Origin of the sequence: Vibrio sp. 10N.286.52.C3, assembly GCF_041468865.1 — a bacterium.
Classification (GTDB): domain Bacteria; phylum Pseudomonadota; class Gammaproteobacteria; order Enterobacterales; family Vibrionaceae; genus Vibrio; species Vibrio crassostreae_C.
In genome coordinates, this window is sequence record NZ_JBFRJM010000016.1 from 1 (window position 1) to 26,597 (window position 26,597).

The window sequence follows — 26,597 nt, forward strand, 5'->3', positions numbered from 1 at the left end:
AGCCGCGATGAACCATTTTTATTTGCTATAAGCCTATCTCACAAGATACAGACGCATCTAGATTATGAGCACAGAAGACCTTTCTGTGCAGGTTGCGTCATTTCGATGTCACCTTGTAGAGAACGGTAAACGATGGTGTTCCACACTTCACCATTATCCATTTCAAACTCAATAGCGTAATTCAAACCCGCGACAACCTGAGTTCGAACACTCAAGATCTGCTTGAGCTCAGCTGAAGTGTTCATTTGGCTAAGAACTGCGTTTAAAGCTTGCTTGGCTTCTGGTGTTATCTCACTTTTCGACCAACCACCCGTCAGGTTTTTAGTGCTGCAGATGGGGTTCGCATTCTCTTGCGGTTGAGTTGGTACCTCTGATTTCTGACTACACCCAGCTAACGCCACGACACTAAACAAGGTTGCTGTTCCAAGTAATGATGTTAATCGTACGTTCTTCATAAATTCTCTCTACCTCAATCATTTACGAGGGATTACTCGCAATAATGTTTCATATGCAGGCAAGCTTAAACCTCGAATGTCATCACTTCATCAGAGATTATGGTGTAACTACTCTATAAACACAGGAGATTGTCAGGAAAACAAGACGAGCACTGGAGCTCTGCTTTTATCCACCTGATATTTAAATCATTAAAATGAATAGCGAGAGAATAAGCGAGTAATAATACAGACATAATTAATCAGATAATTACATGCTTCACACCAAAAACATTCCTATCACGATTAATAAGATGAGCTCATCTTGATGTGGATTATGATATTGGTTCAAAAAATAGATATTTGAAATTATTTTATAAATCCAAAAGTTTATGCTCGACTTAATCATGTCTGATTTTAAAACTGTGATCCAACCCTACAAGTTGTTGATAATAATGTATTTTGTTCATCTTTGAATTCATTCAAATATGGAAAATCTTTATTGTTGAGGGTGAGTGCAAGTAGTAAAATCTCGCCCGATTATGCAACTTACTTCTCACACCATGGACACAAGTAAAGTTACGATTGGCTCTCTCAAAGTAACGTAACTTCAAACACATACCTAAAATCAGTGTCCTATAGATAGTGCAGATCAAATAAAAATAATTATATAAACCTAGGCTAGGTTAAACATGAAATTAACGTCGTCTTTAGGCTCACTGTTGGCTAGCAGTCTGTCTATCGAAATAAAACAGCGAGCGCTGATAGAGCTCGTCATCAACACTTATCAGCCACATGAGCGCACTGAGCTTTTTCAAAACGTGACTGAATATCGTAGAAGCCAGTTAGAATTGCTTTTCCCAGAGCATCAAAACAAAAGCTACTCTGTATTGTTTGAGGTGATGGACTACCGCGATCTGATTCTGCGCTATCCAAATACACTATCTGCAGAAATTGCTCTTCTAGAACAGGCTGTAGGGCAGTGCTATATGCATTGGCTAGATTTCTGGTGTGAGTGTGAAATTGCTGCGATCAAAGCAAAATCTCCATTAAATCCAAGCTCCATTTCTCATGTCGACCTCCCTATCAATGACAGTGCTTATTACGGTGCGATCATCGAACAGATAGAACATGAGCCACTTTTGGTACAAACACCGAGTCACCCACAAGGAATGCCAATCAGCGATGCCATTGCTTTAAGCAATCTTGAGGTGTTCATCAAGGGTGAAAAATGGTTTGAGATGCTGCCTTTATTACACCTTTCTCAGGCAGGTAAGCATTTTATTCTGCTCAAACACCCAGTCGATGAAGCCTTTCCAACACTGGTTTCCTCTGCGCTGATTCAAGACTGGTCTAAGAATGACACTTGGCTAAGTTACGCACCGCCATTTAGCAATGAGCAATGGCAATACTGTTTGCCCAATTACGGCTACGATGAACTCGCAGGGTTACAACTTTTCACACCGCCTACACTGTCAAAATGTTACTCTCTCCCAGAATTTGACCAACAATTCCAGTTACAATTGTCCGACAAAGATGCCCTGTGTGAGGTGTTGCGTCTGACAGTCAGTGGCAATACCCAACAAAAGCTCTATTTCCTCTACCTTGCTCAAAAAGAGTTGATGAGTGTCTTACACCAAATAGGCTATAAGATTGGCTTCACTATTATCGAGCAACCTTTCATGCTTCAGTTTTATCAAACTATTGAACCCAATGCGTACTTCCACTCAGGGTATTGCGAATTAAATGATGACGGCACAACAATTTATCGTGGGGTCTGGAATTTCGAGATGATGGTAAAAGCATTCAATGACATCGATTTTCGCAGCTACAAAAGCGCAGTGCGTGAGAGCAGAAAGCTAAGCTCACTAGAACAATTGAGTTCTGCGGAAAAAACGATCTCAGCAAAAATGATCTCAGAAAATAAAGCAAGGGCGGTATTAAAACCGAGTCCGGTAAGAAAGGATGAACATGTTTGATTTCGGCCTAGAAGCGATCATCTATGCAAAAGCAATCACGCTGCTTGCAACCGTGGCTGTGGTTGTTATGTGGTTGCTCTATTATTGCTATCGCCTAAAACAAAAGAACGAAGTCATTGCGGGGACACACCATGCCCCGTACATCGCCTATTCGATCTGTATTGTTGCGTGGATCAGCAGCAACGCCTACTTCCATACCGATTTATTGCCAGAACTTGGGGCCTCGGCCGCTGTGTTCGCGGCAAAGTTTGCCAACCTCGCCTCTTTCTTTGCATTTGCCTTTGCCTATTACTTCTCGTGCAAACTCGCAGCCGAACAACGTAATGGTAAGGTTCATGCATGGCAGCAAGCCATTTTTGTCACACTGACTGTCTACTCCTTCTTTATCAATTTAAGTCCGGGGTTAACCGTTGAACATGTCACGATTGCTGGCCCAAGCCAGTTCGTGATCGAGTTTGGCACACACACGCCGTACTTCTTTATCGGGATGATCAGCTTCGTTGTCCTGACGCTATTCAACCTCGTGGCCATGCGCGCCAACAGCAGCAAGCTTACCTTAGCCAAAACCAACTACATGATCGCGGGCATCTTAGTGTTCATGCTGTCTACTGCGACGATCCATCTAGGTATGACCTACTTCTTGCGTGACTTCTCACTCACTTGGCTACCACCAGCCTTGTCGATCAGTGAGATGTTGTTCGTTGGCTATGCTCTACTGACCTCTCGCTTCTATAGCGTGAAATACCTTGCGTATATGAGCCTAAATACGTTGTTGGTGTGTGCAATTTTGGTGATACCTTTTGGCGCGATATTTATCCCACTGACAGACGATAACCAATGGCTCATTGCTATCCCTATCTGCGCGGTTATCGGCATCACTTGGCATTTACTCTACAAACGTGTGAGCGACTACGCCTCCTTCTTTATCTACGGAAACAAGAAAACGCCAGTACAACAGATCCTCGCGCTAGAAGAGGATTTCAAGCTATCAATTGATGATGCAATGCGTCGTTTGGGTAGCCTACTGCAAATTCCAGAAGATAAGCTACGTCTAGTGAATAGCAACTACAACGAAACCTTCTACGAAGATTATCTGTCTACTAACAAGTCCGTTTTAGTGTTCGATGAGTTGTCTCAGGAGCTTGATTACACCGCACCAGCCAAGCGCTCAATCAAAGCCCTGTATGACAAGATGAGCTCCAACGATACCGCTTTGGTGATGCCTCTGTTTGGTCAGGGGAAATCGGTCACGCACTTGTTAGTATCGTCACACAAGAGCAACGATCAGATGTTCTCTAACGAAGAGATCTCTGCCCTGCAAACCTTGTTAACTCGAGTACAAAGCACTATCGAAGCCGATAGACGCATCCGCCAAAGCCGCGCGCTTGCTAATTCTATCGCACACGAAATGCGTAACCCGCTGGCTCAAGTGCAGCTGCATTTTGAGGTGTTAAAACAGCACATTGATAACCAAGCCCCAGCTAAACAAATCCTAAAGGATATTGAGAATGGCCAAGCGGCGATTCAACGCGGGCGACAACTGATTGATATCATCCTGCGCGAAGTCAGTGACAGTACGCCTGAACACGGCCCTGTGACCATGACTTCTATCCACAAAGCCGTGGATCAAGCCGTAAGCCACTATGGTTTTGAGAATGAAAAGATCATTGAACGTATTCGTTTACCACAACACGCTGATTTTGTAGCAAAGCTGAATGAAACCTTATTCAACTTCGTCATTTTCAACCTGATACGCAATGCAATCTATTACTTTGATTCTTATCCAGAAAGCCAAATTGAGATCAGCACCAACACAGGACCTTACGAGAACGTTCTGATATTCCGAGATACTGGCCCAGGCATTGACGAAGCCATTGCACATAAGATCTTTGATGACTTCTTCTCTTACCAAAAAAGCGGTGGTAGCGGCCTAGGGCTTGGCTATTGCCAACGTGTAATGCGTTCATTTGGCGGTCGAGTTGAGTGCCACTCTAAACTTGGGGAGTTTACTGAGTTCCACCTGTACTTCCCGGTGGTGCCCAATGCACCCAAAGCAGACGCACTTCGTACGCCTTACTTCAATGATTGGAAAAGTAATCAAACCACAACTGAAAACAAATCCAATGCAGAAGTTAAGCCAGATAACCAAGCGGAAACGCAAAGTTCAGAGCCAACAAGTACGCTAGCCCCAGAGAACCATTTGGCTCCAACCGTGCTTATCGTCGATGACAAAGAGGTACAACGCACGCTTGTTCAGATGTACCTGAGTCGACTTGGCGTAAATAGCTTACAAGCTAAAAACGGCGAGAATGCTGTCGAACTGTTCAAAACACACAAGGTCGATTTGATCTTAATGGACGTACAAATGCCGATAATGAATGGGTTTGACGCAAGCCAAATCATCAAGGCACGCTCTCCTCAAACGCCAATTATTGCTTTGTCTGGCGAATCAGGACAACACGAGTTAGATATGATCAGCAAGTTGATGGATGGTCGCCTAGAGAAGCCAACCTCTTTGAAGGCACTGCAACACGTGCTCGATAACTGGCTTGAAAAAGACTGGGCGTCGAATGCTCCCAAAGAAACCGAAGATGAAGAATAAATTCAGGAAAACACGAATCGCCATTTTTCCAGTTGATTACTGTCTGCCTCACAACTTTCCTTTAATTATTCATCAAAAAGCCAGCCGAACAAGGCTGGCTCTATCAGAACTAAACGCTCTAATTAATCTAAAAGTGAACGAACATAATCAGCGATTTCTTGGTTTTGGCAATGCTCAAAGAAGCATTGTTGGAAACGTTCGCTGCCAACCGCTGTTTTCACTAGATCTTGGTCGATGGCTCTCAGAGAATCAATAAAGTTATCTTTTACCACCGCCGCTTTCACTTCATTCAAAATTGCTGCATTACGTTGCTGTGGTTCTGCACGCTCTAGTGGATACCCATTACCACGCTCGCCTGTGAACGCTTTTTCAAAGATATAACGAATGTTGAGTTCACCTGCCCAGCCAAAGCCTTTAGCAAAAGCGAGAGCGAGAGCATTACCGTTGTTAATTTGGTTAAACAAGAAAGCATCTGATGGCTCTAGGCAGTAACCACAAACCACCCCCGGATGCAGGTTCAGTGACATCAAAGCACCTTGGCCAGTGCCACATCCTGTCACAACAAAGTCAACAGCCTTTGAGTTAATCAGAATGCTCGCCATAATACCTAGATGAATATACGTTAAGTGGTGATCGTTCTCGTCTGTCATTCCTAGGTTGAAGACATCGTGACCAAAACCACCAGCAACTGACTCTAGTTCAGCTGATACCATAGCATTTTTGCCTGCTTGACTGTTTTCCATCATTAAAGCGATTTTCATTTATCTTCTCCTGCAAGATTGCTGCAAACTCAAAATTTAGAATAAAAAACTAATTAGCGTGCTAACCAACCACCGTCAACAGCAATGGTATAGCCATTAATGTAATCCGATGCTGATGATGCTAAGAACACACAAGGACCTGCGATATCTTGCGGTTTACCCCAACGTTCAGCCGGAATACGCTCAAGAATCGCTTGATTACGCTCAGCATCTTCACGCAGAGCTTGAGTATTGTTCGTTTCCATATAACCGGGGGCTATCGCATTCACGTTGATATTATCGCGCGCCCATTCGTTCGCCATCGCACGTGTCACGCCCATCACAGCACTTTTTGAAGCCGTATAGGAAGGAACTCGAATGCCACCTTGGAATGAGAGCATCGATGCAATGTTAATGATCTTTCCGCCAGTACCTTGAGCCTTAAATTGCTTTGCAACAGCCTGAGACATAAAGAACACCGTCTTGGTGTTCACGTTCATTACGTCATCCCAATCTTGCTCTGAGAACTCAATAGCATCTTGGCGGCGAATAATTCCTGCATTGTTCACGAGAATGTCGACTTGGCCAAACTCAGCCAAAGTGCGCTCTATAACCCCTGGAATGCACGCTTGCTCGAGAAGATCAGCACTCACGTTTAGGAACGAATGACCTGCTGCACTCATTTTCTCAATAGTCTCTTCAGGCTCTGTTCGGTTAACACCGACAACCTTACAACCGGCTTCCGCTAGGCCTAATGCAATACCTTGCCCAAGCCCCGTGTTACAGCCCGTCACTATCGCTACTTTACCTTCCAGACTGAATGACTCTAAGATCATGCTCGCTTCCTCAATTACATTGGATTCATTGCGTATCGTTATTACCAATAATTAAATCATACAATAAGATGTAAATACGAGAGCGACGTTGTAGAAGTTCGATCTTGCACCAAAATCAGTCGAACAAGTGAAACGGCACCACAAACTAAATGAATAGGGGAAAGTGATTTGAAGACGAGAAACCTATAACCCACTATGAACAATGAGTTCGAAGATCACCCAAACCAGATATTTTAGGGATTTGGCAACAATTCCATGATTTAAAAGAGTAAAAGGGTTATACATAATAATGTGTTATCTAAATTACTGAAATTATCATGACGCTCAAAGAGATCCTTAAAATTCCCAATGTCCGCTACTTCTTGATGTTTAGAAGCAGCTACTTTGCGCGTTTTTACTACCCTATATTCACACTACTTTATTTAGATTACGGGTTAACCCTGTCTCAATTCGCGATGCTCAATGTAGTTTGGGCGGCCACCATTGTGCTTGCTGAAGTACCGTCGGGTGCATTCGCCGATACCTTAGGCCGCAAGAAACTGGTGGTGCTGTCTTCGATTGTGATGTTTGTTGAGATCGCAATGATCGCCTTAGTGCCAACCGGAAACCCCGACTTGGTGTTCATAGTCTTTCTGATTAACCGGATTCTCAGTGGCTTAGCGATGGCACTGGCCAGCGGCGCCGACGAGGCATTGGCTTACGACACCTTAAAAGAACAAGGTAATGAAGAGTTGTGGCCGCGAGTGCTGCAAATCCAGCTTCGTGTCGCCTCAACGGTCGGTGTCTTTGTCACGCTGATTGGTGCGGCGATGTACGACGTGAACTTTATGACGAACATCTTTCATTTCCTTGGACTAGCCGAACCAGAAAGCACTAAAGACCTGATGCGTATTCCTGTGTTCGCCACCCTATTTGTAGCGATGATCGCCATCTATGCCGCGATTAATATGCGCGAAGAGAAAAAGCTGATGCCAAGCGACCAAACCAAATTGGCAACCACCATCTCAAGTCTTAAATTGACGATCGATGCGGGTAAATGGGTATTCGCTACGCCTTACGTGCTGTTCATCTTGCTCTACTACAGCCTATTCGAACACACCTCACGCATGTTCCTAACCATGAACAGCCAATACTATCTGGCCATTGATATTCCAATTATCTACTTTGGTTTTATTGGTGCGGGTATCAGCTTGCTTAAGATTATATTGGCAGGACAAAGCCGAAGATTAGCAGAGAGTATGGAGGCTAAAACCTTCATTGTGGTTATGGGATTGGCAAGCATGGCGACTTATTACTGGATCAGTTTAGGTTGGTCGATTTACGGAGTCATTCCGGCACTAGTATTAATCTTTATCATCATGACGATGAACATTTTCATCAGCTACCACCTGAATAAAAAAACCGAATCACACAACAGAGCCACCGTTCTTAGTTTCAAAGGTTTGATGTTTAACCTCGGATACGGTCTGATCGGTATCTTGTACGCTTACTACTATAAGTTGGTGTCTCAGGGCTACACCGAACAAGAAATAGAACAGAACCTTGCCTTCTTGGCCTCACTGTCTTCTTTTTTCTATTACTTCACCTTACTGTTCGTTTTGATCAGCGCGCTGTTCTACTTCAAGAACAGAAAAGAAGCGATTTTCTAAACAATCGATTGATGTCGAGTGACAAGTAAATGAAGCCGTTAAGGTTTACAGCGCAAGTTTTAAAGACCGAATATTCTTCAAAACCGAGCGATTCACGCAACTGACTATTGCTTATTAAAAGAACAAGTCGCTTCTTATATTGGTTTTATTTGTTAATATAATCAGCAAATTACATAACACATGGACGCGTCATGTCTTTTAGTTGGATAGCCTTTACTCTCCTTGCTGCCTTTAGCCAATCTTGGCGCAATGCCTTTCAAAGTAAATTAAGTGGCACCATGAGCGTGGCTGGCGTAACGTTAGCGCGATTTATTTGGGCTAGCCCTATCGCCCTTATTTACCTCTGCGCCCTCTATCAATGGCAGCCCGTATCCGCACCGGATTTTTCGGGTGAGTTTGTTTTCTATATTGTTGCTGCCGCCATCATGCAGATCCTCGCGACCGGCTTAATGGTGATGCTGTTCAAGCTCGAAAACTATGCGATAGGCGCAGGCTTAGCCAAGTGTGAAGCCCCCGTATCTGCTGTGCTATCCGTATTGTTTTTTGGTACTGCTTTGACACTAACAGGTTGGGTCGGCGTACTTATTGGTACTTTAGGCGTGCTAATCATGAGTAGCGCTTCTGGCTGGCGAAGCTTGTCCCCGAAAGTGTTCTTATTAGGTATGGCGTGTAGCACCGCCTTTGCTTTAACGTCTCTTTGGGTACGGGAAGCAAGTTTGAGCATAGGGTTGCCCTTCCCTCATAGCGCTGCTTGGGTGCTGTTCCTCGTCATTTCCCTTCAGACAGTGATTATCTGTACGTATCTCTTTTTCAGAGAACGCGACACGCTGCGCCTGATATTCAAGAAGTCGAAACTAGTCATCATGACAAGCTTAGCGAGTGTTATCGGTTCTCTGGGTTGGTTTAGCGCGATGTCGCTTCAAGCCGTGCCGTACGTAAAGACACTCGGGCAAGTCGAAGTGATCTTCATGGTGTTGATATCCTATTTCTGGTTAGGGCAAAGCATCGCGCGCAAAGACATTCTTGCGCTCATCTTGCTTTCTATCGCAGCAGTATTGGTTATGTGGCAGTGACGAGCTCGTTAATATGACTAGGACAAATTGAAGTCATATTGCGACCGTTTGTTTTCGCTTGATATAACGCTTTGTCGGCTCGGCTAATAAACCCATTCCAACTCTCATGCGGGTGAAGCTGAGCAACACCAAAACTCGATGTCAGAAACATCTCATGTTCTTGTACTGCTGATACCTCTGAAATAGACAATCGTAACTTGCAGGCAATAACCTGAGCTTGTTGGAAATCGACATTAGGCAATAAAATCATTATCTCGTCTCCGCCAAAACGAAACGCACTGGCTTTAGGCGATGTTTTTATCGCACTTTGAACCATTTCAGCAAAAGACTTGATCACGAAGTCACCTACAATGTGTCCGTGTTGGTCATTGATCGACTTAAAATTATCAATATCCATCATAATGGCACTAACAGGTGCAGTTTCCGCCTGCTTCATGATAACTGGAACCATCTCATCTAATGCTCTGCGGTTTCCCAGTACCGTTAGAGGATCGCTGTAGGACAGCTCGTGAATAGAACTAAGCAACCTTGCGTTAATCAGCCAAAGCATTGTAAAGCTCATCGACACAATAAGAACGATGCTCACTAAAAAGGCAAGTTGATGAATGAGAGTGGCCGCCATGAAATCCTGGAGCTCAGCGGAAAATAGTGTCACCACAACTCGAAAAACCATAAACCCGCCATATATCGTAAATGACAAGGCCATCATCCGAATACCTAGAGTCAAGTCATCACGCCGGCCCTTTAATACCGCAAAGGCAGTGCAAAGAGTCACAAAAGCCAGATATAAACTAATGAGGATAATTCGAGCCTTTATGGAAGGCTCATAGAACGTGAAGTAAATAAAACATGGCAAAAGAGCCAACATCATTAGACTACTGAGGTAGGTGCATTTGAGAGAGTATTCTCGAAACAGACATAAGCTATACAAGGCGAGATGAAAACCAAGCGCAATGACCATATTGGCACCAATAACGGTGACCCAATCAGGGAACTCCCCTCTTAGGCTCAACATCAACGGCCCAGTTCCGATAACAAATATTGAAATGGAAAAGATTGAAAGCCCTTTAATGGACTGTTGAGTGAATTGAAATAACAACAAGCCAATACAGTAAATGAAAGAGAACAAAATAATAATAAAATTAAGTGTTCTCATATCCAGCGAAAAACCATCCATGATTTTCTATCTTCCATACGCAACCAAATTTCAACATGGTCAATAATCATGCAAACCACAAAAACATTCACCATGTGAATCTTTTTATTTTATAAAAAAAGGGGGTAGATCACATATGCGGAGATTTTTATCGCATGAGTCCAGGATATGGATAGGCATGTAACACTCGCCCCCATAGAGTTTTATCGCATCACTGAATCTACAGGCTTCTGCACTCGTTACTTGGTTGAATGACGACTGTCTGGCATTATGCGCCCAAGAAATCTCTAGGGCTGTTGACCTTAGTTATTATACAGCAAAGAATGAACGAAGGTAGTCAGTGGTAGAAAACAGCCAACAATTAAGTGACCGTTACGACGAACATGGTTACTTTGTTATCAGAAATTATTTCAATGAAGCTCAAATTGCATCGCTTAGAAAAGTCGTGCTGAAATTTCATGAATCATGGAAAGCAGACAACGAAGAATTCTATAAAGAAGAAGCATTTAACTCGTCTTTAATTACGGGAAGCGAGTATTTGCCTGCCGACGATAGAAGCGTGCTTTTCGACTTCATAAGCTCGAAACAAGTGATGGATGTGGTTGATGCGGTGATTCCGAACAAGCCGGCATTCATGAATACACAGCTGTTCTTCAACCCAGTAAACCCGCAGCAAAAAGACTTCTGGCATCGTGACTGTCAATACGACTACGACATTGATGACCAGATGAAAGTCATCATGGAAACCCAAGTATTGCATCTGCGAGTGCCCCTTTTTGATGAGCCCGGCATGGAACTTATCCCCGGCACGCACAAACGTTGGGATAACGAAGAAGAGTACAATGTTCGCCAAGAAGAAAACGGCAAAGTGAGCAGCGATGACATCTCTGGTGGTAAGCAGATACCGTTAGCCGCAGGTGACTTATTGGTGTTTTCAGCGGATATGATCCACCGAGGCCGATATGGCTTGGATCGTTTGGCTTTGGATATTTTGATCTTCGATTCGGCGGCAGACTATGTCGACTACGTTGATGACGACTGTTTACCGACGCCAGCTATGTTAAGCAATATTAGCGACCCAAGGTTGTTTATGAACACGCTACACTTAAAATCAATGCAGTACTCATAATCCATAAAGGTGCCCAAACTATGACTGACACTAAGCAAAATACCCGAATTAGCCAGTTCCGTTTCGGTCAGCCAAAAGAATCTCTCAAGTTAGAACATGTCGCTTTAGGGGTACTAGACAAAGATAAAGTTCGCGTACAAATTGAAGCGACTAACATCAACCCTAGTGATCTGTTGTCGATTTATGGTGTGGGCCAATACAAACATAGCCATCAGCCGCCGAGAGTACCGGGATTTGAAGCGGTAGGAAGGATTGTAGAATCCAGCAGTGCTAAGTTTATAGTGAATCAACGAGTGCTTGTGGCAACCAGTGGAACATGGCAGAACTATGTCGATGTATCACCAGATGATCTGTTCCAAATTCCTCAACATTTAGACAATGGCTACGCCTGTCAGTTGTACATTAATGCGCTAACCGCATGGGTGCTAACGACAGAAATAGCCAAGCTGACCCAAGAGGATGTGTTGATCATCAACGCGGGCAGTTCAGCCATCGGTAAGATCTTCTCCCAGTTATCAGCATCACTCGGCTTCAACATCATTGTCGTTACATCACAGCAGACACAATACCCTGCCACTTCCTGTTGGGTGATAGATGCGAACGCTGATCTAGTTTCTCAAATTAAGGCATTAGGCTTGCCTATGCCAACCGTTGCCTTTGATGCGATTGGCGGCTCACCCGGAACCGATCTTGTTCACACCCTTGGCAACAACGGGCGCTTTATCAACTATGGGACGCTGTCGTTGGATTTTTACGAGCCACGCTTCTTTGAGTACGCGAAAAACCAACACATCGATTTCAGCACCTTCTTCTTGCGTTATTGGGAGGAAGCAGAAGGTAAAGATGTTCGCCGTGATAAGTTCACGACCATGCTAGATCACTTCATCACAAACGACATTCAGCTCGACGTTGACCGCTATCTACCATTCGATGAAGTGCAAACCGCGATTGATCTCATTGAATCGAAAACCACACGCCTAGAGGGCAAGATCATCTTACTGCCACAGTAAGTGAGAGTTGGACGATATATATTCAACAGGCAAGACGTTCAACAGCTTACAAGCGTGCTTGTTAATACACCATCGCTTAGGAAGTTTGATTAAAGAAATCGAAGATTGAAAAGATAGCGAAGAGTTGTGGTGCATTTCTCCATAACTTAAGTGGTTACGAGATGGTCATGAATCACATTTATTTGAAACATCAATTAGTTATATCATTAGAAATATGATACTGATCACCCATAAGATAACCTCGATTCTATATGGTAGCGTCATACTTAAAACCACGATGTGAACATACTTATGAAAAGACACATACTATCAAGCGCCATCCTACTCTCTCTAGCCTTTCCCACCTTTGCAGCTGATGGCGATATACACGATGTCACGATACTGGGTACTTCAGATATCCACGGTCATTTTATGGCGTGGGATTACGCGGCAGATAAACTCAACACTCGTGGTAGCTTGAGCCAAATCGCGACCAAGGTTGGTGAGATCCGCAAAGAGCAATCTAACATTATCCTTGTCGATGCTGGCGACACTATCCAAGGCAACTTCGTTGAAACCTTCAAAGACGAGCCCGTTGATCCAATGATGCTTGGCTTTAATCACATGAAATACGATGTGTGGGTTTTAGGTAACCACGAATTCGACTTTGGCCTTAAAACCCTCAACAGAGCCGTTACCCAATTTAAAGGGCAGTCTCTCGGTGGCAACATCAAGAACAAAAACGGAAATCCATTCTTACCGGGTTACACCATTCTTGAACGCGGTGGTATTAAGATCGGCGTGATCGGAATGGATACCCCAATGACGGAGGTCTTTGCGCAAGGTACAAACCGTTTAGAAGGCGTCACTTTCACTAATCCAACCTGGGAAGTGAAGAAAATCGTCAAAGAAATTGATGATAAAGTGGATGCCATCGTATTGGTTGCCCATATGGGGATTGAGAACGAGAATGACATTGCTGACACCGGTGTCACCGACATTGCCAATGCAAACCCAGAGCTTGATGCCATCGTCGCTGGCCACATGCACACTCGCATCGATAAAGCCGTTGTAAATGGCGTTATTATTACTGAACCCGACAGATATGGCCGCGCCCTATCTCGTATCGATCTTCAATTTGAAGAGCGCGATGGCACATTCACTCTCGTCAACAAAGACAGCTTCACCTATAAAATTAAAGGTATCGACTCTGATGAGAATATGGACGAGTTATACCAGCCTTACCACAAACAACTCCGAGAAATGGCGAACAGACCTGTCGCTCAACTTACCGGCGTTGATTTAGTCCCAGAAAACGAAATCCGCGGTATCCCTCAAGTCCATGTTCAAGACACAGGCATCAGTGCGCTATACCAAGAAGCGAGCTTCTTCTATGCACCCAAGGCCAATGTCATCGCACTTCAAATAGACAACGACAATGCAGAGCTTGGTGTTGGCCCAATCAAAGCCAAAGACATCGCGTACAACTACCAATACGCAGGTGGCGAAATCACTGTCTACCAGATGACAGGCAAAGAGTTAAGAACCTACATGGAATGGTCTGCGGGCTACTTCAACTCAGTGCAACCCGGTGATGTGACCTACAGCTTTAACCCTGAACGCAGAGCATCAAAATACTCGACCAATGACTTCTTCGCGGGCGTGACTTATACCATCGACCTTACTCAGCCTGCAGGTACACGCATCACCAACCTCGCGTTTGCTGATGGCACACCGGTTACTGATCAAACAGAAATCCGTATTGGTATGAATAGCTATCGAATGGGTCATCTAACCAAGAAAGGCGGCGTGCTAGAAGGTGAATCATTCCCTGTACTCTTTGATACGGAAGCAGAGTATGGAGAAGAAGCAGGCACGATCCGTAACATGACCATCAAGTATCTTAAAGAAGAAAAGAACGGTCAGTATGAAGGCAAGCCTCAACAACGATGGACACTTTCGGGGTTAGAGAACCGTTACAATGAACAGCGTGAGATAGTGAAGTCATTGATTAATGATGAAACCATATCAATCCCAACCAGTGACGATGGCCGTTACACAAACATCGCTTCTATCAACGCAAAAGAACTGATGTTCAAATCTGACGAAGCCAAACAAGCAGCCATAACCACACGCGAAAAGAAACTGGCGCAGGCGACTGAGCAAGAGAGTAAGCAAATCAAACGCGAAATCACTCTGATCAAAGCGCTCAATTAAGCCCTGACCTCAAACCAATAACGACTTAACGACGCTTAGAGCGTGGTTAGGTCGTTGATTACGGAAAGTTGAGTACGATCCATATTAAGTGACGTTGAAAAATAGAAGTAAAAGCAGACTCTTTGACACACTCATTACTATTGTAAGCAAGTACTTTGCAACTTGAAGGCTACACCGCCTCCCCCCCTTTTAGTAAAACCCAATAAATCAGATAGTTATCCACAGGTAGCCCCATTTCTTTATCTTGCCTTCCATCACATGCATGTTGATAATACGAAGAATCTCTCACATAAGGCGAGAGCTTCTTTATAGGTAATAATATGAATAACCCTGAATTGGTTTTCGCTATCGCTGCTTTGTTAGGTGCCTTAGCAAAATTAATCCTCGCAATAAAGTCCAAGTAACTAGATTTTCTTGGGCCTTACTAACCCTGATTGGCTTCAACCAATCGGGGGCGTTTTCTTTTAAAACGAATTGGAATTGGGACAATTTTTAACATAGATATTTATTATCTATAAACAGCCCCAAAAGCCTCCTAGGTGACTCTAAGCTCCCACTTACACCTGTATTCCATCTCACACTGATCTATTCCCCTCTTTTCGAAGTACAAGTTATTAATAATTCGATATAAATCGCCCTATTGTTTCAAATTGTTGTCTACAGTTTTATAGAGCTTGTCGCTTCGGTAATTGCCACAAGTAACGACACCTTTTGTTGGTAAGTTTTGGTTATAAGGAAAGGAAATGGAAAGCCCAATTGTCACACTCACACATGCCAACAAAAGCTTTGTTGATGGTAAAGACACTCATAGCGTGTTGGAAAATGTCGACTTCGCTTTGGCGACAGGGGCAAGCGTGGCTTTGACAGGGGCGAGTGGCAGCGGAAAAAGTACTCTGCTGAACATCATTGCAGGGTTTGAACCTCTATCCGGTGGCGAACTATCTGGTGGAGAATTGTGGCTTGATGGCGAGAACACATTAAATTGGAAAGATCCTCAGTGGAGCCGATTCCGCCATCAAAAACTAGGCGTTATCTTTCAACAGTTCAACTTGCTAACCCCACTCAACGTAAAACAAAACATCGCCTTCCCGCTCCATTTAAATCAACAAAAATGGAGCGACTGGTGCGATTACTTAGTTGATGCATTGAGCATCAGCGAGTTACTCGAAAGACATGTATCCGCACTCTCTGGCGGTCAGCAACAACGAGTCGCAATAGCGCGCGCGCTAGCCCATAAACCCAAACTATTGCTTGCCGACGAACCCACAGGCAACCTCGACCACAAAGCAGGGTTAGAGGTTATGAAGCTGCTGAGTGAAATCACCACTCAAGGCAACACTGCGGTGCTTTTGGTTACGCACAGCCCAGAATGCGCCAGCTTTATGCAGACAAAATTGGTGTTAGACGATGGTTGTTTAAGGAACGTAGATCTAACCCCAAGAGCAGCAACGTTGTGAGTCATTCAATGAAGCAAACTGGCTTTGCTCAGAACCAGCTCACCCATACCAAACTGACTCTGAATCTATTCGCGGCGCACTATCGTCAATCACCATTGCAAGCCGCAGCGATTCTGATCGGCATTGTGTTAGCGGTCACCTTGTTTGTCGCAGTGCAAGCCATCAACCTCAATGCCAAGCGCAGTTATGCAGAATCGACCGAGCAACTTAGCGCTCAAGCGCAGAACCTTATCATTCCACCAGCAGGGCAAAACTATTTGCCGGAATCGCTCTACTTCAGCTTAAGACAAAGTGGATTAAGCGCAGCGCTACCTGTTATTGAAGGGCGAGTAAGAGACGAGCAAGGTCGACGTTGGTCAGTTCAAGGCAGTGAGTTGATCGCCGCCCTCACTTCAAGATCTCGTCACGCTCGCATCGACGAACAAAGCAACACTCAAACCAAAGAACCAAACATTTCCCTGTTCGACAATGCCTTACCTTTGCCGCAACTCTTAGCGGGTGAACCCATTGTGATGATGAGCCAGTCGCAACACCAGAACTTGGGAGGAGTAGACACACTCACTTTGGATGAAGTGCTCACTCAAGTGGTAGTGCTACCAGATGAATGGCAGCTAGGTAGCCGAATGTTGATGGATATTGGGTTCGCTCAGCAACTGCTTAACAAACAAGGGCAACTGAGCTACATCGCTATTTTTGACACTAAGAGCGACACTAACAGCAATGCTCAGGATAAATGGCAAAGCCTTATTGGCGAGCAAGGGCAATGGATATCCAACAACCAAAGCACGGATCTCGGTTCAATTACCGATAGCTTTCACCTTAACCTCACCGCCATGAGTTTGTTGGCGTTTTTGGTTGGCCTGTTCATCGCTTACAACGGTGTGAAGTACAGTTTGCTGAAACGTAATCGGCTATTGGTGCAAATTCAACAAGCCGGCATTGCGCCAAGCATCGTGTTTTCAGCTCTGTTAGTCGAGCTGACTCTTTTAGTCACACTAGGCGCGTCGCTTGGTTTCATTCTCGGCATCCAACTCAGCCATTGGCTGCATCCAACCGTCGCGATAACACTTGAGCAACTTTATGGTGCAACACTGCTTCCCGGTACATGGCAGTGGCAATGGTTAATGCAGGCACTGCTACTCACACTGGCCGCAACGCTTGTCGCTTGTTGGCAACACTTTAAACAGCGGGTGCGACAACCCCTCTCTTCCCATGGCGGTTTCTATCAAGCGCCGGAAACGTCTAACGAAAATCAGCTGTTTGTTATCGGGTCAGTATTAACTATTCTCGCGTTAGCAGGTTTATGGATGAGCGAACATCATCGCTTCACCATGGCATGGCTCGGTGTGTTAGTGGTATCGATTCCTTTGTACCTGCCCAAAACGCTAAGCGTGCTAGCGAACTGGAGCGAAAAACGCACCCAATCGGGGTTAATACAATATCTGTTTGCTGAGCTACGTGAACTTATTTCCCCTCTCTCCCTTGCCATGATGGCGTTGCTTCTCGCTGTCACCGCCAATATCGGAATGAATACCTTAGTCGGCAGCTTTGAATCCACGTTAAAGCAATGGCTTGAACAGCGCTTACATGCCGATATTTACGTTAGCCCTGCCCAAGGTGAAATCGCGAATGTGGAACGTGCGTTAGAGCAGTTTGAAAATGTTGAAACCGTTTATAAGCAATATTATGTCGATGATAACTTGCAGGGCTTACCTACTTTGCTCGGCACCAAAGACAAAGACAAAGACACACTTGAGCAAACCATGGTATTTCAATCCCACCTTGATGATTTCTGGACGCGCTTTTACCAAGGTGAATTCGTGGCGATCAGCGAACCTACGGCAGTGAAGCTCGGCTTGCCGCTTGGAAGCCGACTCAAGCTCGACGCGATCCAAGACAAAGCGCTCATCGTCGGGGCGATTTTCCACGATTACGGCTCACCGAATGGCGAAGTGTTACTTGCACCTAATTTGTGGATCGAAAGCGGATTTACTGACTTACCCACCAGCTTGGGAATCAAAGTCTCTGGCGACCCACAAGTGGTATATGAACAGCTACGCCAACAACTCAATCTGCACCCTAGTCAGCTTTACGGTCAAGCACAGATCAAATCGATCGCGTTGGATATATTCTCACAAACTTTTGCCATCACGCGGGCGCTTAATGGCGTCACATTAATGGTGGCGGTGATTGGGTTGTTCTGCGCCTGTTTCATGTTGCTCGATGCACGTAAAGCCGCCATTGCAAGGCTGTATGCACTCGGTGTTAGTCAGAAAAAATTGATGGCAATGGTGGTCGGGCAAATCGTTGTTCTGGTCGCCTTCACTCTGGTTATCGCTTTACCACTCGGCGCTATGGTCGGTTATGTGTTGACGGACATCGTTACCCTACGCGCCTTTGGTTGGAGCTTAAATTACGTATGGAATTGGAGTGATGCACTCAGCATCGCAACCATCACCATTTTAGTGGCAGTGATTGCGACCTTGATTCCACTGTGGCGTTTGGTCAGCAAACCCGTGGTATCCAGTTTACAGAGTGAGGTGTTGTGATGAATCGAACAATGAGAGTTTTCGTTCTCACACTTGGCATCTTGCTCCTTTTAGGGTGCGATGAATCCACTCAACCATCAGCTCAAAATATGGGCTCAATACTTGGCACTGGAAAACAAACCGACGATGAAACACAAAAAGAGACTGATCAATTCACACCGGTAGTTAAAGGTATCGACATCGCCTTCCCTGCCGACCATCAAGCGCACCCTGATTTTCGTCATGAATGGTGGTATTTAACCGCAAACTTGATTGATGAAAAAGGCAATACGTTAGGCGTGCAATGGACACAGTTTCGCTTTGCGGCTGCACCACAGGAACGTAGCAATAGAACCAAGGAAACTACTTGGCAAAGTCAGCAGATCTACATGGCACACAGCGCTGTCACCACTAAAGACAAACACTACGCCGATGAAAAGTGGTCACGTAACCAAGCAGAACTTGCAGGAGTAAGCGCTTCACCATTTCGTGTCTATCTTGATGACTGGCAATGGACGTCGACGACCGATGACCTGTTCCCAGCTACATTGGTCGCTAACTCGGGTCAATTTGGATATTCGCTTAAGTTAACCAACAACGCGCCATATCAAAAGCAAGGCGAACAAGGCTACAGCACTAAAAGTAGCGATGGCAAAGTGTCTTCCTATTACTACAGCCAACCATTCATCAATGTATCGGGCGAGGTAACTATTGATGGCGTCACCCATCAAGTTTCCGGCAAAGGTTGGATAGACAGAGAATGGAGCTCGCAGTTTTTACTCGACTCGCAACAAGGTTGGGATTGGTTTGCGCTAAGGCTGAGTGATGAAACCAGCTTGGTGGTATTTCAACTTCGAAACTCAACTACAGGCAAAGCCAGCTATTCTCATGCGAGGTTGATGAATCAAGATGGCTCCGGCATCGCGATTAAGCAGCAAGACATCAGCTTAACCGCCATCAAGCAAACTAAAATCGACGGGCGTGACTACCCAACAGAGTGGCAAGTTTCGATTCCAAGCCAGCAAATAGAACTGACCGTCTCGGCACTCAATCCAAATGCCAAAATGCCGCTGTCGGTTCCTTATTGGGAAGGGCCAATTGAAATCAAAGGTTCTCATTCCGGATCTGGCTATATGGAATTGACTGGGTATTAAGTCCTGTATTAATAAAGGTGAAATCTGATGACAAATACATCCGTTCTGTTAGGAACAACAACGAACTACAACAAACGGTTCTTATACTGCTCTGGCGTTTGGTTCGCGTAACGTTTGAACATGGTGATAAATGGGCTTGCTTGGTTATAACCCAATGTAAGAGCGACCTCTTTAACCGATTGGCCGTTTCTCAACAAGTCCATTGAGTATAGGTAGCGCACTCGCAGTCGCCACTCGGTAAAGCTCATTCCAAGCTCGGTCTGGCAGTGGCGAGAAAGGGTTCTTTCCGTGGTGTGGACACGTTCAGCCCAATCTTTCAGCGTCACTTCATCGGTTGGGTTCTCTTCAACAGAAGCCAATATAGGCGCTAGATACTTATTATCGGTTGAAGGCAAGAAGTGGTGTTCAACCTCACGCTGCGCAAGTTGGTCAAGCAGTACCTGAACGAGCCTTTGGTCTTGCTCGGTTTCCGCAACATTGATCCCACGATCGCGAAAATCATCGATAATAGAAGACACAATCGGCGTGATCTTTATAAGGCTGGTTTTATCTGGCAGGTGTTGCGTGAGTTCTGGGGCGATATTTAGTGAACAGTAGTCCAAAGGCTTACGGTTATAACTGCAATGCATCACCCCGGCCGGTACCCAAATCGCTAGATGTGGTGGCGCTAGAAATCGAGTGCTTTCCGCTTCCATCTCTAATATACCACCACTGATCAATTGAACCTGTCCCCATGAGTGGCTATGAACTCGGGTTTCAGTGTTCGAAAGAAACGCTTCAAAATTCATAAATACGTTGGATGGTGCCTTATCAATTAATAAGGATGGATGAAGGTTTCTGGAGTGTTTTTTCAAACTTGTCTTCCTATCGCGCTTAATGTCTTTCTAAAGATACTTGTAAGTATAACGACCTGTCAAACTAGCCGCACCAACTCATTCGCCACGGAATTCACATGCATTACCTATTACCATTTTTTACAGTCTGTATCTGGGGCGCCAATGCAATCGTCAACAAGCTTGCTGCAAGCACCATAGAACCTAGCGCAATGAGTTTTTACCGCTGGTTTTTTGCGATGTTAATCCTCACGCCTTTCTGTATTCGCCCAGTGATGAAGCAGTGGGCTGTCATTAAGCCAAACTTATCTAAATTAGCGTTCCTCGGCTTTTTGGGCATGGTGTTGAACCAATCTCTAGGTTACTACGCAGGCTTAACCACAACCGCCTCTAACATGGCATTAATCACTTCTTTGGTTCCATTGGTCAGTGTATTTTTAAGCGTCCCTTTGCTGCACAAGTCGATTTCTAGTTTGAGTATTGTTGGCGGTGTGTTGTCACTATCAGGCTTAGCCCTGATGTTAGGCAAAGGCGATCCGTTATTCTTCATGCATCAAGAATTGACTCAAGGCGATGGCTATATGCTAATTGCAGCCTTTGTTTATGCTTCTTACTGTGTACTACTGAAACGCTGGAAAATGCCAATCAGTAGCTGGGTGGTGATATACATTCAGGGTCTGTTTGCTGTCGCGATGCTTACGCCACTTTGGCTTACCAGCGAACAACTTTTACCACCGCAACAAGCGCTCCCATTGATAGCTTACGCAGCGGTTGCCGCTTCGATTTTAGCGCCTTGGATGTGGGTGAAAGCGATTGACACCATTGGTGCTGACTCAAGCGCGATGTTCATGAACTTGCTTCCGGTTGTAGCGATCGTATTAGCCGCGACATGGCTTGGCGAAGAGATTAACCAGTTCCACATCATTGGTGGTGTGATGGTGATTTCAGGTGTCATCCTTGCTCAAATCAGAAGAAAACCAAGGCTTGAGGCTCCTCTCCCTCAACAAAGCTAAACGCATTACCCAACGCTCACATTAGGGTAAAAATTCAAACTCACGTTTCACACAGCAAATGAGAGTGGCTACTGTAATCCATACTATGATGAGCCCTTACAGCAAGCGAGTAAAACGGAAGATTAGTCTAAACGCTTTACTTTATATCAGCACGATGAGTCGTTACTCAACTATTCTTCAGCAGTTATACCTTTATATCATTACAATCACACACGATTAGTGCGAAATACACTAAAAGGCTTCCCAAACAATAATCCGAAAGGAAATATCTACGCGAAGGATCTATACTTTTTAAAACAGTAAAAGTGAGCTGATAAGAAAACAATAATCACTACCACTTTAGTGGTATCTGAGATACAGCCACTTTAACTAAACCAAATCAACAGCGGTTGGTTGGCTAACACAAAAAAGTACCGACATGAGTACCACACGGCTTAGAAACACCTAGCATTACGCTAGGTGTTTTTTTTGCAATCGACCTATCTAGTGACTTAATCAGTATTTCTATTCTCTTGCTTGATATCACTTCATCCATGTTTGCCATTCGCCTGATACGCCTTTAAGCACCAATATTCATCAACTGATCATCTGTTTGAAAAAAATAGTCTTAACCATGAGATTATCCGCTTTAACTTATGTCATCTTAAGTATATTGTTACTAGCAAGTAACAAGCATGTTACGCAGCAAAATAATAATGAAGGAAGATAGATGAGCAGTAGCAATAGCCGACAAGATGGTAAACGAGACGTTACTCTGCGTTTTTTAGCTGAACCCGGGGATGTGAACTTTGGTGGTAAAGTTCATGGTGGTGCAGCAATGAAGTGGATCGATTTAGCAGCCTACGCTTGTTCCGCAGGTTGGAGCGGTAAATACTGTATAACAGCCTATGCAGGCGGAATTCGATTCGTTGCCCCAATTCATGTAGGCAACCTTGTGGAAGTAAGTGCAAAGGTCATTTACACAGGTTCATCTTCAATGCATATCGCTATCGACGTGCAAGCAAGCGACCCTAAAGAGCTCAATAACCGCCTAACAACTCACTGTATCGTTATTATGGTCGCTGTTGATGAGAATGGTAACCCGACTAAAGTACCAGAGTGGATACCAGAGACGCCAGAAGACATCGAATTACGAGATTCGGCTATTCGCCTAATGAACATGCGAAAACAGATTGGTGAAGAGATGGAAGCTCACGTGAAGTACCTGAAATAAGGTCCACCAGCAGCCCTCCCCCTACAAAACCTTATTACAATGCCAAGCGCCTGCTTGGCATTGATCTATTTGATACCTTCGTGCTCTACACAGCCAAACCTGCTGCACACCCAATACAGACGACAAGAGCGTGATACCCAGCCAAAGGTTGAAATGAATCGGCACTTGTTCACCGATTTATTTTGACTGTAATAAAGTCGTCATTTTGCTCTGATTAAATACCGCCAATCATAATAGATGCATTTGAATTTCTTGGAGCCACTCTTGAGCGTCATACGCCCCACTCTTAGCGAGTCTACACTGAACAATTTAAAGGCTGTTGAGTACCAATGGGTTAGAACTTTGTACGTCGAAGGCTACGACAGCAATGAAATCAACCACTATATCCAAACGTGTTTCGGCGGAGATCCAACATTTGCCGATCTATTTCGTCGCGTGGCACTCGATCAAGAAAGCATCTATGTGTTATTGCAACACTTAGGCTGTGCTCCCTCGAGCAAAGAGTTCTGACTTCTAAGTCCCACCAAAAACCAGAAGCATAAATATGCCCATCTCCATAACCCTCATGAATGTCACTTGAATATTCTGTAACTACCTCTCGCTTACCCATACATTTTCAGTGCAATTTCAGGTTTTGTTGCATACAAATCATTGAAGTATCACGCATTGGAATATTCACAACATATCAATAGTACAACAGCCACTTATACTGAGTGTCTGATTTGTGAGACTAGTTCATTTCTACAAGTAACCAAAATGAAGTGGTCGGTATTTAGGAGAGAAGTAACTCGAAACTTTGGGTTTTAAAGTAGATATGAGCGCGATAGTTAACGAGTAACGCTGACACAAAAAACAAAAAGTAGCAGGCATAAAAAAACCCAAGTAAATACCTGGGTTAGAGTTACAAAAACCACTAATCATTAATAGCGTAAGGAACCTGATTAGTAGCCAGCTATGCGTAACCTGAGGGTTATTTTTATTACTGATCGGCGGCCAAACCAAATGATGTAATAAAAATGCCAATATAGAGCGACCTAACGGTCGCTCTTTTTCTTTCTTATAGAGTACAGCTTATCCTTTTACACCACCTGCCGTCAAACCACCAACTAACCAACGTTGAGCAAGTAAGAACACGATAGTAATCGGAAGTGCTGATAGTACAGCCGCTGCCGCAAAGTCACCCCATAGGTAGTTCTGAGGGTATAGGTACTGCTGCATACCTACTGCTAGCGTGTAAGAGTTCACATCTGTAAGTAGGATAGACGCTACTGGCACCTCACCCACTGTCGCGATGAAAGATAAGATAAACACAACCGCTAGGATTGGCACAGACAGCGGTAGTAGAACCAGTCTGAATGCTTGCCAAGGCGTTGCACCATCAAGGGCTGCTGCCTCTTCCAGAGAGTTATCAATCGTCTCAAAGTAACCCTTAATCGTCCATACGTGCAGTGCAATACCACCTAGGTAAGAGAAGATTAGACCACCGTGTGTGTTCAAGCCTAAGAACGGAATGTATTGACCAAGTTTGTCAAACAGCGCGTAGATTGCTACTAGAGCCAATACTGCTGGGAACATTTGGAAAATCATCATCGCTTTCAGGATTGTGTTCTTACCTTTAAAGCGCATACGAGCAAACGCGTAAGCCGATGTCGTAGACAGTGTCACAATCAGAATCGATGTGATACCTGCAACCTTCACTGAGTTCCATAACCAAGTTAGCACAGGGAACGGAGGTGACGTTACCGAGCCATCTGCGTTCGTTACTGACATACCCAATGCTAACTTCCAGTGTTCCAATGATGGGTTATCTGGAATCAAACTACCGGTTGCGAAGTTACCTTCACGGAACGAGATCGCGATGATCATCAGTAGTGGGAAGATAATCATTGCCAAGAAGCACCACAACACTGCATGCGTTGCCCACACTCGGTATTTAAGGCCTTTACCTTGTACCATAGCCATTGTCGTGCTCCTTAATCTTGAGACAGTTTAGTGAAACGAAGGTTTAGTAACGCTAGTGCACCAACCAATAGGAAGATAAGCGTTGCGATAGCACTTGCTAGACCGAAGTCTTGACCGCCGCCGCCTTCGAATGCAATTCGGTACGTGTAGCTTACAAGCAAGTCTGTGTAACCCGCTGGCTCAGAAGTACCAATCATGTTCGGGCCACCGTTCGTCAATAGTTGAATCATTACGAAGTTGTTGAAGTTAAAGGCAAACGCTGCAATCAATAGCGGTGTAAGCGGTTTAATCATCAATGGGAACGTAATGCGCTTGAAGTTATCAAGGAAGTTCGCACCATCGATTGCTGACGCTTCGTATAAATCATCAGGAATCGCTTTAAGCAGACCCATACATAGAATCATCATGTAAGGGAAACCTAGCCATGTGTTAACCATCAACACCATGGTTTTCGCTAAGATAGGGTCTGAGAACCAGTTCGGGCTTAAGCCGAAGATATTCTCGAGCACCATGTTGATCTCACCAAAGCTTTGGTTGAATAGACCCTTAAAGATAAGAATCGAGATAAACGCGGGTACGGCGTAAGGCAGAATCAGTAGAACACGATAAATAGAACGACCTTTCAACTCTTCCCATTGCACGATGTTAGCCAATACAAGGCCGATAACTAGCGTGAACGCTACGGTACATACCGAGAAGATAACCGTCCAAATAAAGATGCTGATAAACGGTTCTTTAATGCCGTCATCTTTCCATACACGCTCAAAGTTATGCGTACCAATGCTAACCACGAAACCTGGAGAGATGGTATTACCCGTAAACTCACCATTTGCATCAACAGGCTGGTAGAAACCCACATCCATATTTGGCTTGAGAACTTCACCCGTTTCATTGTTGATTAACGTTTCTTCATCGTCTTGTAGCGTGTAAAGCGGAGCAACAGAAGCAAACTTACGTAAGCCACTCATGCGGATGTCACCACCGTCAGGTAGATTGAAATCAACACCACTGATTGCTGCTCGGTTTTGAATGATCGCTTTGATCTTCTCTTTTTCACCTTGCGCAGACTCAATAACAGATAGGTCCATCTCTGTTTCTGTCATATTGTCTAGAGAAAATACGTCAGTCGCTAACAGTTGATCGCCATCTTTTACAACGATCTGGTGACCGTCATCTGTCTTGTACAAAGTAAATGGGTAGCTCTCACCGCTTTGGAAAGAACGGTCTAAAAGAACGGTTTGAGTACGCTCTAGAGAAAGTTGGTTTTTCGCGCTGTAGTTAGTAAACGCAAGCCCTACGGTGTATGCCAATGGGAAAAGAATGAACAAGATCATTCCGGCAATACCTGGGTAAATATAACGGTGGGCGTAAGTTTTTTTACTACCAAAAATGTAAAGTGCCAAAGCCGTTAAGATCACTGTAAGCAGCGCAAAAGCGAGCTCACCGCGAGAATACATTAGAATTGTAGCGTAGCCGTTTATTAAGCCAACGCTACCAAGCAACCCCCATTTAATGAAGACGCTTTTACTGCCTGGAAGGCTTGATGGTGCTGGGATAGCATCTGTACCTTGAACTGACTGCATAGAGGAACCTGCTAGCGATATAGATAAAAAATAGAAAAGTAAGGAGAGGTTAC

General features: G+C 44.6%; 20 protein-coding genes and 1 pseudogene. 14 read left to right on the top strand and 7 right to left on the bottom strand.

The window, feature by feature from the left end; translation table 11 throughout:
• Positions 1 to 62: 62 nt before the first annotated feature.
• The gene (locus AB4138_RS06505) at positions 63 to 455 is read right to left on the bottom strand and encodes a cystatin domain-containing protein (protein WP_017064277.1); all 393 of its coding nucleotides are present in this window, start codon (positions 453 to 455) and stop codon (positions 63 to 65) included.
• A gap of 668 nt (positions 456 to 1,123) precedes the next feature.
• Between AB4138_RS06505 and AB4138_RS06510 the strand changes: the two genes are divergently transcribed.
• Together AB4138_RS06510 and AB4138_RS06515 are read left to right on the top strand one after the other, a co-directional pair.
• Entirely contained in the window at positions 1,124 to 2,410 is a 1,287-nt protein-coding gene (locus AB4138_RS06510; RefSeq protein ID WP_372305372.1) for an acyl-homoserine-lactone synthase, read from the top strand.
• Positions 2,403 to 5,012: a response regulator gene (locus AB4138_RS06515; protein ID WP_372305375.1), complete on the top strand. Its 2,610-nt coding sequence runs from the start codon at positions 2,403 to 2,405 to the stop codon at positions 5,010 to 5,012. The genes AB4138_RS06510 and AB4138_RS06515 overlap by 8 nt, the downstream gene beginning before the upstream one ends.
• Positions 5,013 to 5,134: 122 nt before the next feature.
• Here AB4138_RS06515 and AB4138_RS06520 read toward each other — a convergent pair whose 3' ends face one another.
• Positions 5,135 to 5,773, bottom strand: coding sequence for an RpiB/LacA/LacB family sugar-phosphate isomerase (locus AB4138_RS06520; protein WP_017067927.1), 639 nt, complete (start codon positions 5,771 to 5,773; stop codon positions 5,135 to 5,137).
• Positions 5,774 to 5,826: 53 nt separating this feature from the next.
• Positions 5,827 to 6,588 carry a 2-dehydro-3-deoxy-D-gluconate 5-dehydrogenase KduD gene (gene kduD, locus AB4138_RS06525; protein WP_017067926.1) on the bottom strand — a complete coding sequence of 254 codons (762 nt, stop codon included), beginning with the start codon at positions 6,586 to 6,588 and terminating at the stop codon, positions 5,827 to 5,829.
• A gap of 317 nt (positions 6,589 to 6,905) precedes the next feature.
• Here kduD and AB4138_RS06530 point away from each other — a divergent pair, with 317 nt between their 5' ends.
• Both AB4138_RS06530 and AB4138_RS06535 read left to right on the top strand, forming a co-directional pair.
• Positions 6,906 to 8,237, top strand: a complete 1,332-nt coding sequence (locus tag AB4138_RS06530; RefSeq protein WP_372305378.1) for an MFS transporter — start codon at positions 6,906 to 6,908, stop codon at positions 8,235 to 8,237.
• Positions 8,238 to 8,428: 191 nt separating this feature from the next.
• Complete coding sequence (locus tag AB4138_RS06535) at positions 8,429 to 9,310, top strand: multidrug transporter (protein WP_372099890.1); 882 nt, start codon at positions 8,429 to 8,431, stop codon at positions 9,308 to 9,310.
• On the opposite strand, the gene AB4138_RS06540 is transcribed toward AB4138_RS06535, so the two are convergent.
• The gene (locus tag AB4138_RS06540; RefSeq protein ID WP_372180692.1) at positions 9,297 to 10,487 is read right to left on the bottom strand and encodes a GGDEF domain-containing protein; all 1,191 of its coding nucleotides are present in this window, start codon (positions 10,485 to 10,487) and stop codon (positions 9,297 to 9,299) included. The genes AB4138_RS06535 and AB4138_RS06540 overlap by 14 nt on opposite strands.
• A 319-nt stretch (positions 10,488 to 10,806) precedes the next feature.
• Between AB4138_RS06540 and AB4138_RS06545 the strand changes: the two genes are divergently transcribed.
• The 6 genes from AB4138_RS06545 (at position 10,807) to AB4138_RS06570 (ending at position 19,940) form a co-directional block, all read left to right on the top strand.
• Positions 10,807 to 11,595, top strand: coding sequence for a phytanoyl-CoA dioxygenase family protein (locus AB4138_RS06545; RefSeq protein WP_017059991.1), 789 nt, complete (start codon positions 10,807 to 10,809; stop codon positions 11,593 to 11,595).
• 20 nt (positions 11,596 to 11,615) lie between these two features.
• Positions 11,616 to 12,605 (top strand): zinc-dependent alcohol dehydrogenase family protein, encoded by a 990-nt coding sequence (locus tag AB4138_RS06550; protein ID WP_017067922.1) that lies wholly within the window; start codon positions 11,616 to 11,618, stop codon positions 12,603 to 12,605.
• Positions 12,606 to 12,896: 291 nt separating this feature from the next.
• Positions 12,897 to 14,801 (top strand): bifunctional UDP-sugar hydrolase/5'-nucleotidase, encoded by a 1,905-nt coding sequence (locus tag AB4138_RS06555; RefSeq protein WP_372305380.1) that lies wholly within the window; start codon positions 12,897 to 12,899, stop codon positions 14,799 to 14,801.
• Between the two features lie 743 nt (positions 14,802 to 15,544).
• Entirely contained in the window at positions 15,545 to 16,258 is a 714-nt protein-coding gene (locus tag AB4138_RS06560; protein WP_372305383.1) for an ABC transporter ATP-binding protein, read from the top strand.
• Between the two features lie 8 nt (positions 16,259 to 16,266).
• On the top strand, positions 16,267 to 18,807 hold the full coding sequence (locus tag AB4138_RS06565) for an ABC transporter permease (protein WP_372305386.1): 2,541 nt from the start codon (positions 16,267 to 16,269) through the stop codon (positions 18,805 to 18,807).
• An 11-nt stretch (positions 18,808 to 18,818) separates the two neighbouring features.
• A complete protein-coding gene (locus AB4138_RS06570; RefSeq protein WP_372305461.1) occupies positions 18,819 to 19,940 on the top strand; it encodes a lipocalin-like domain-containing protein in 1,122 nt (373 codons plus the stop codon).
• Positions 19,941 to 20,005: 65 nt separating this feature from the next.
• Here AB4138_RS06570 and AB4138_RS06575 read toward each other — a convergent pair whose 3' ends face one another.
• Entirely contained in the window at positions 20,006 to 20,794 is a 789-nt protein-coding gene (locus tag AB4138_RS06575; RefSeq protein ID WP_029235520.1) for a helix-turn-helix domain-containing protein, read from the bottom strand.
• Between the two features lie 98 nt (positions 20,795 to 20,892).
• Between AB4138_RS06575 and AB4138_RS06580 the strand changes: the two genes are divergently transcribed.
• From AB4138_RS06580 to AB4138_RS06595, 4 genes and pseudogenes are all read left to right on the top strand, one after another.
• The gene (locus tag AB4138_RS06580) at positions 20,893 to 21,786 is read left to right on the top strand and encodes a DMT family transporter (RefSeq protein WP_017065645.1); all 894 of its coding nucleotides are present in this window, start codon (positions 20,893 to 20,895) and stop codon (positions 21,784 to 21,786) included.
• A gap of 48 nt (positions 21,787 to 21,834) precedes the next feature.
• Positions 21,835 to 22,089: pseudogene (locus AB4138_RS06585) on the top strand (peptide ABC transporter substrate-binding protein); the annotation flags it as partial.
• Between the two features lie 406 nt (positions 22,090 to 22,495).
• On the top strand, positions 22,496 to 22,999 hold the full coding sequence (locus AB4138_RS06590; RefSeq protein ID WP_019822926.1) for an acyl-CoA thioesterase: 504 nt from the start codon (positions 22,496 to 22,498) through the stop codon (positions 22,997 to 22,999).
• A gap of 237 nt (positions 23,000 to 23,236) precedes the next feature.
• A complete protein-coding gene (locus AB4138_RS06595; RefSeq protein WP_019822928.1) occupies positions 23,237 to 23,509 on the top strand; it encodes a hypothetical protein in 273 nt (90 codons plus the stop codon).
• Positions 23,510 to 24,070: 561 nt separating this feature from the next.
• Here the strand turns inward: AB4138_RS06595 and malG are convergent.
• Both malG and malF read right to left on the bottom strand, forming a co-directional pair.
• Positions 24,071 to 24,961, bottom strand: a complete 891-nt coding sequence (malG, locus tag AB4138_RS06600) for a maltose ABC transporter permease MalG (protein ID WP_017060050.1) — start codon at positions 24,959 to 24,961, stop codon at positions 24,071 to 24,073.
• Between the two features lie 11 nt (positions 24,962 to 24,972).
• Positions 24,973 to 26,544 carry a maltose ABC transporter permease MalF gene (gene malF, locus AB4138_RS06605; RefSeq protein ID WP_017060049.1) on the bottom strand — a complete coding sequence of 524 codons (1,572 nt, stop codon included), beginning with the start codon at positions 26,542 to 26,544 and terminating at the stop codon, positions 24,973 to 24,975.
• Between the last annotated feature and the right edge of the window lie 53 nt (positions 26,545 to 26,597).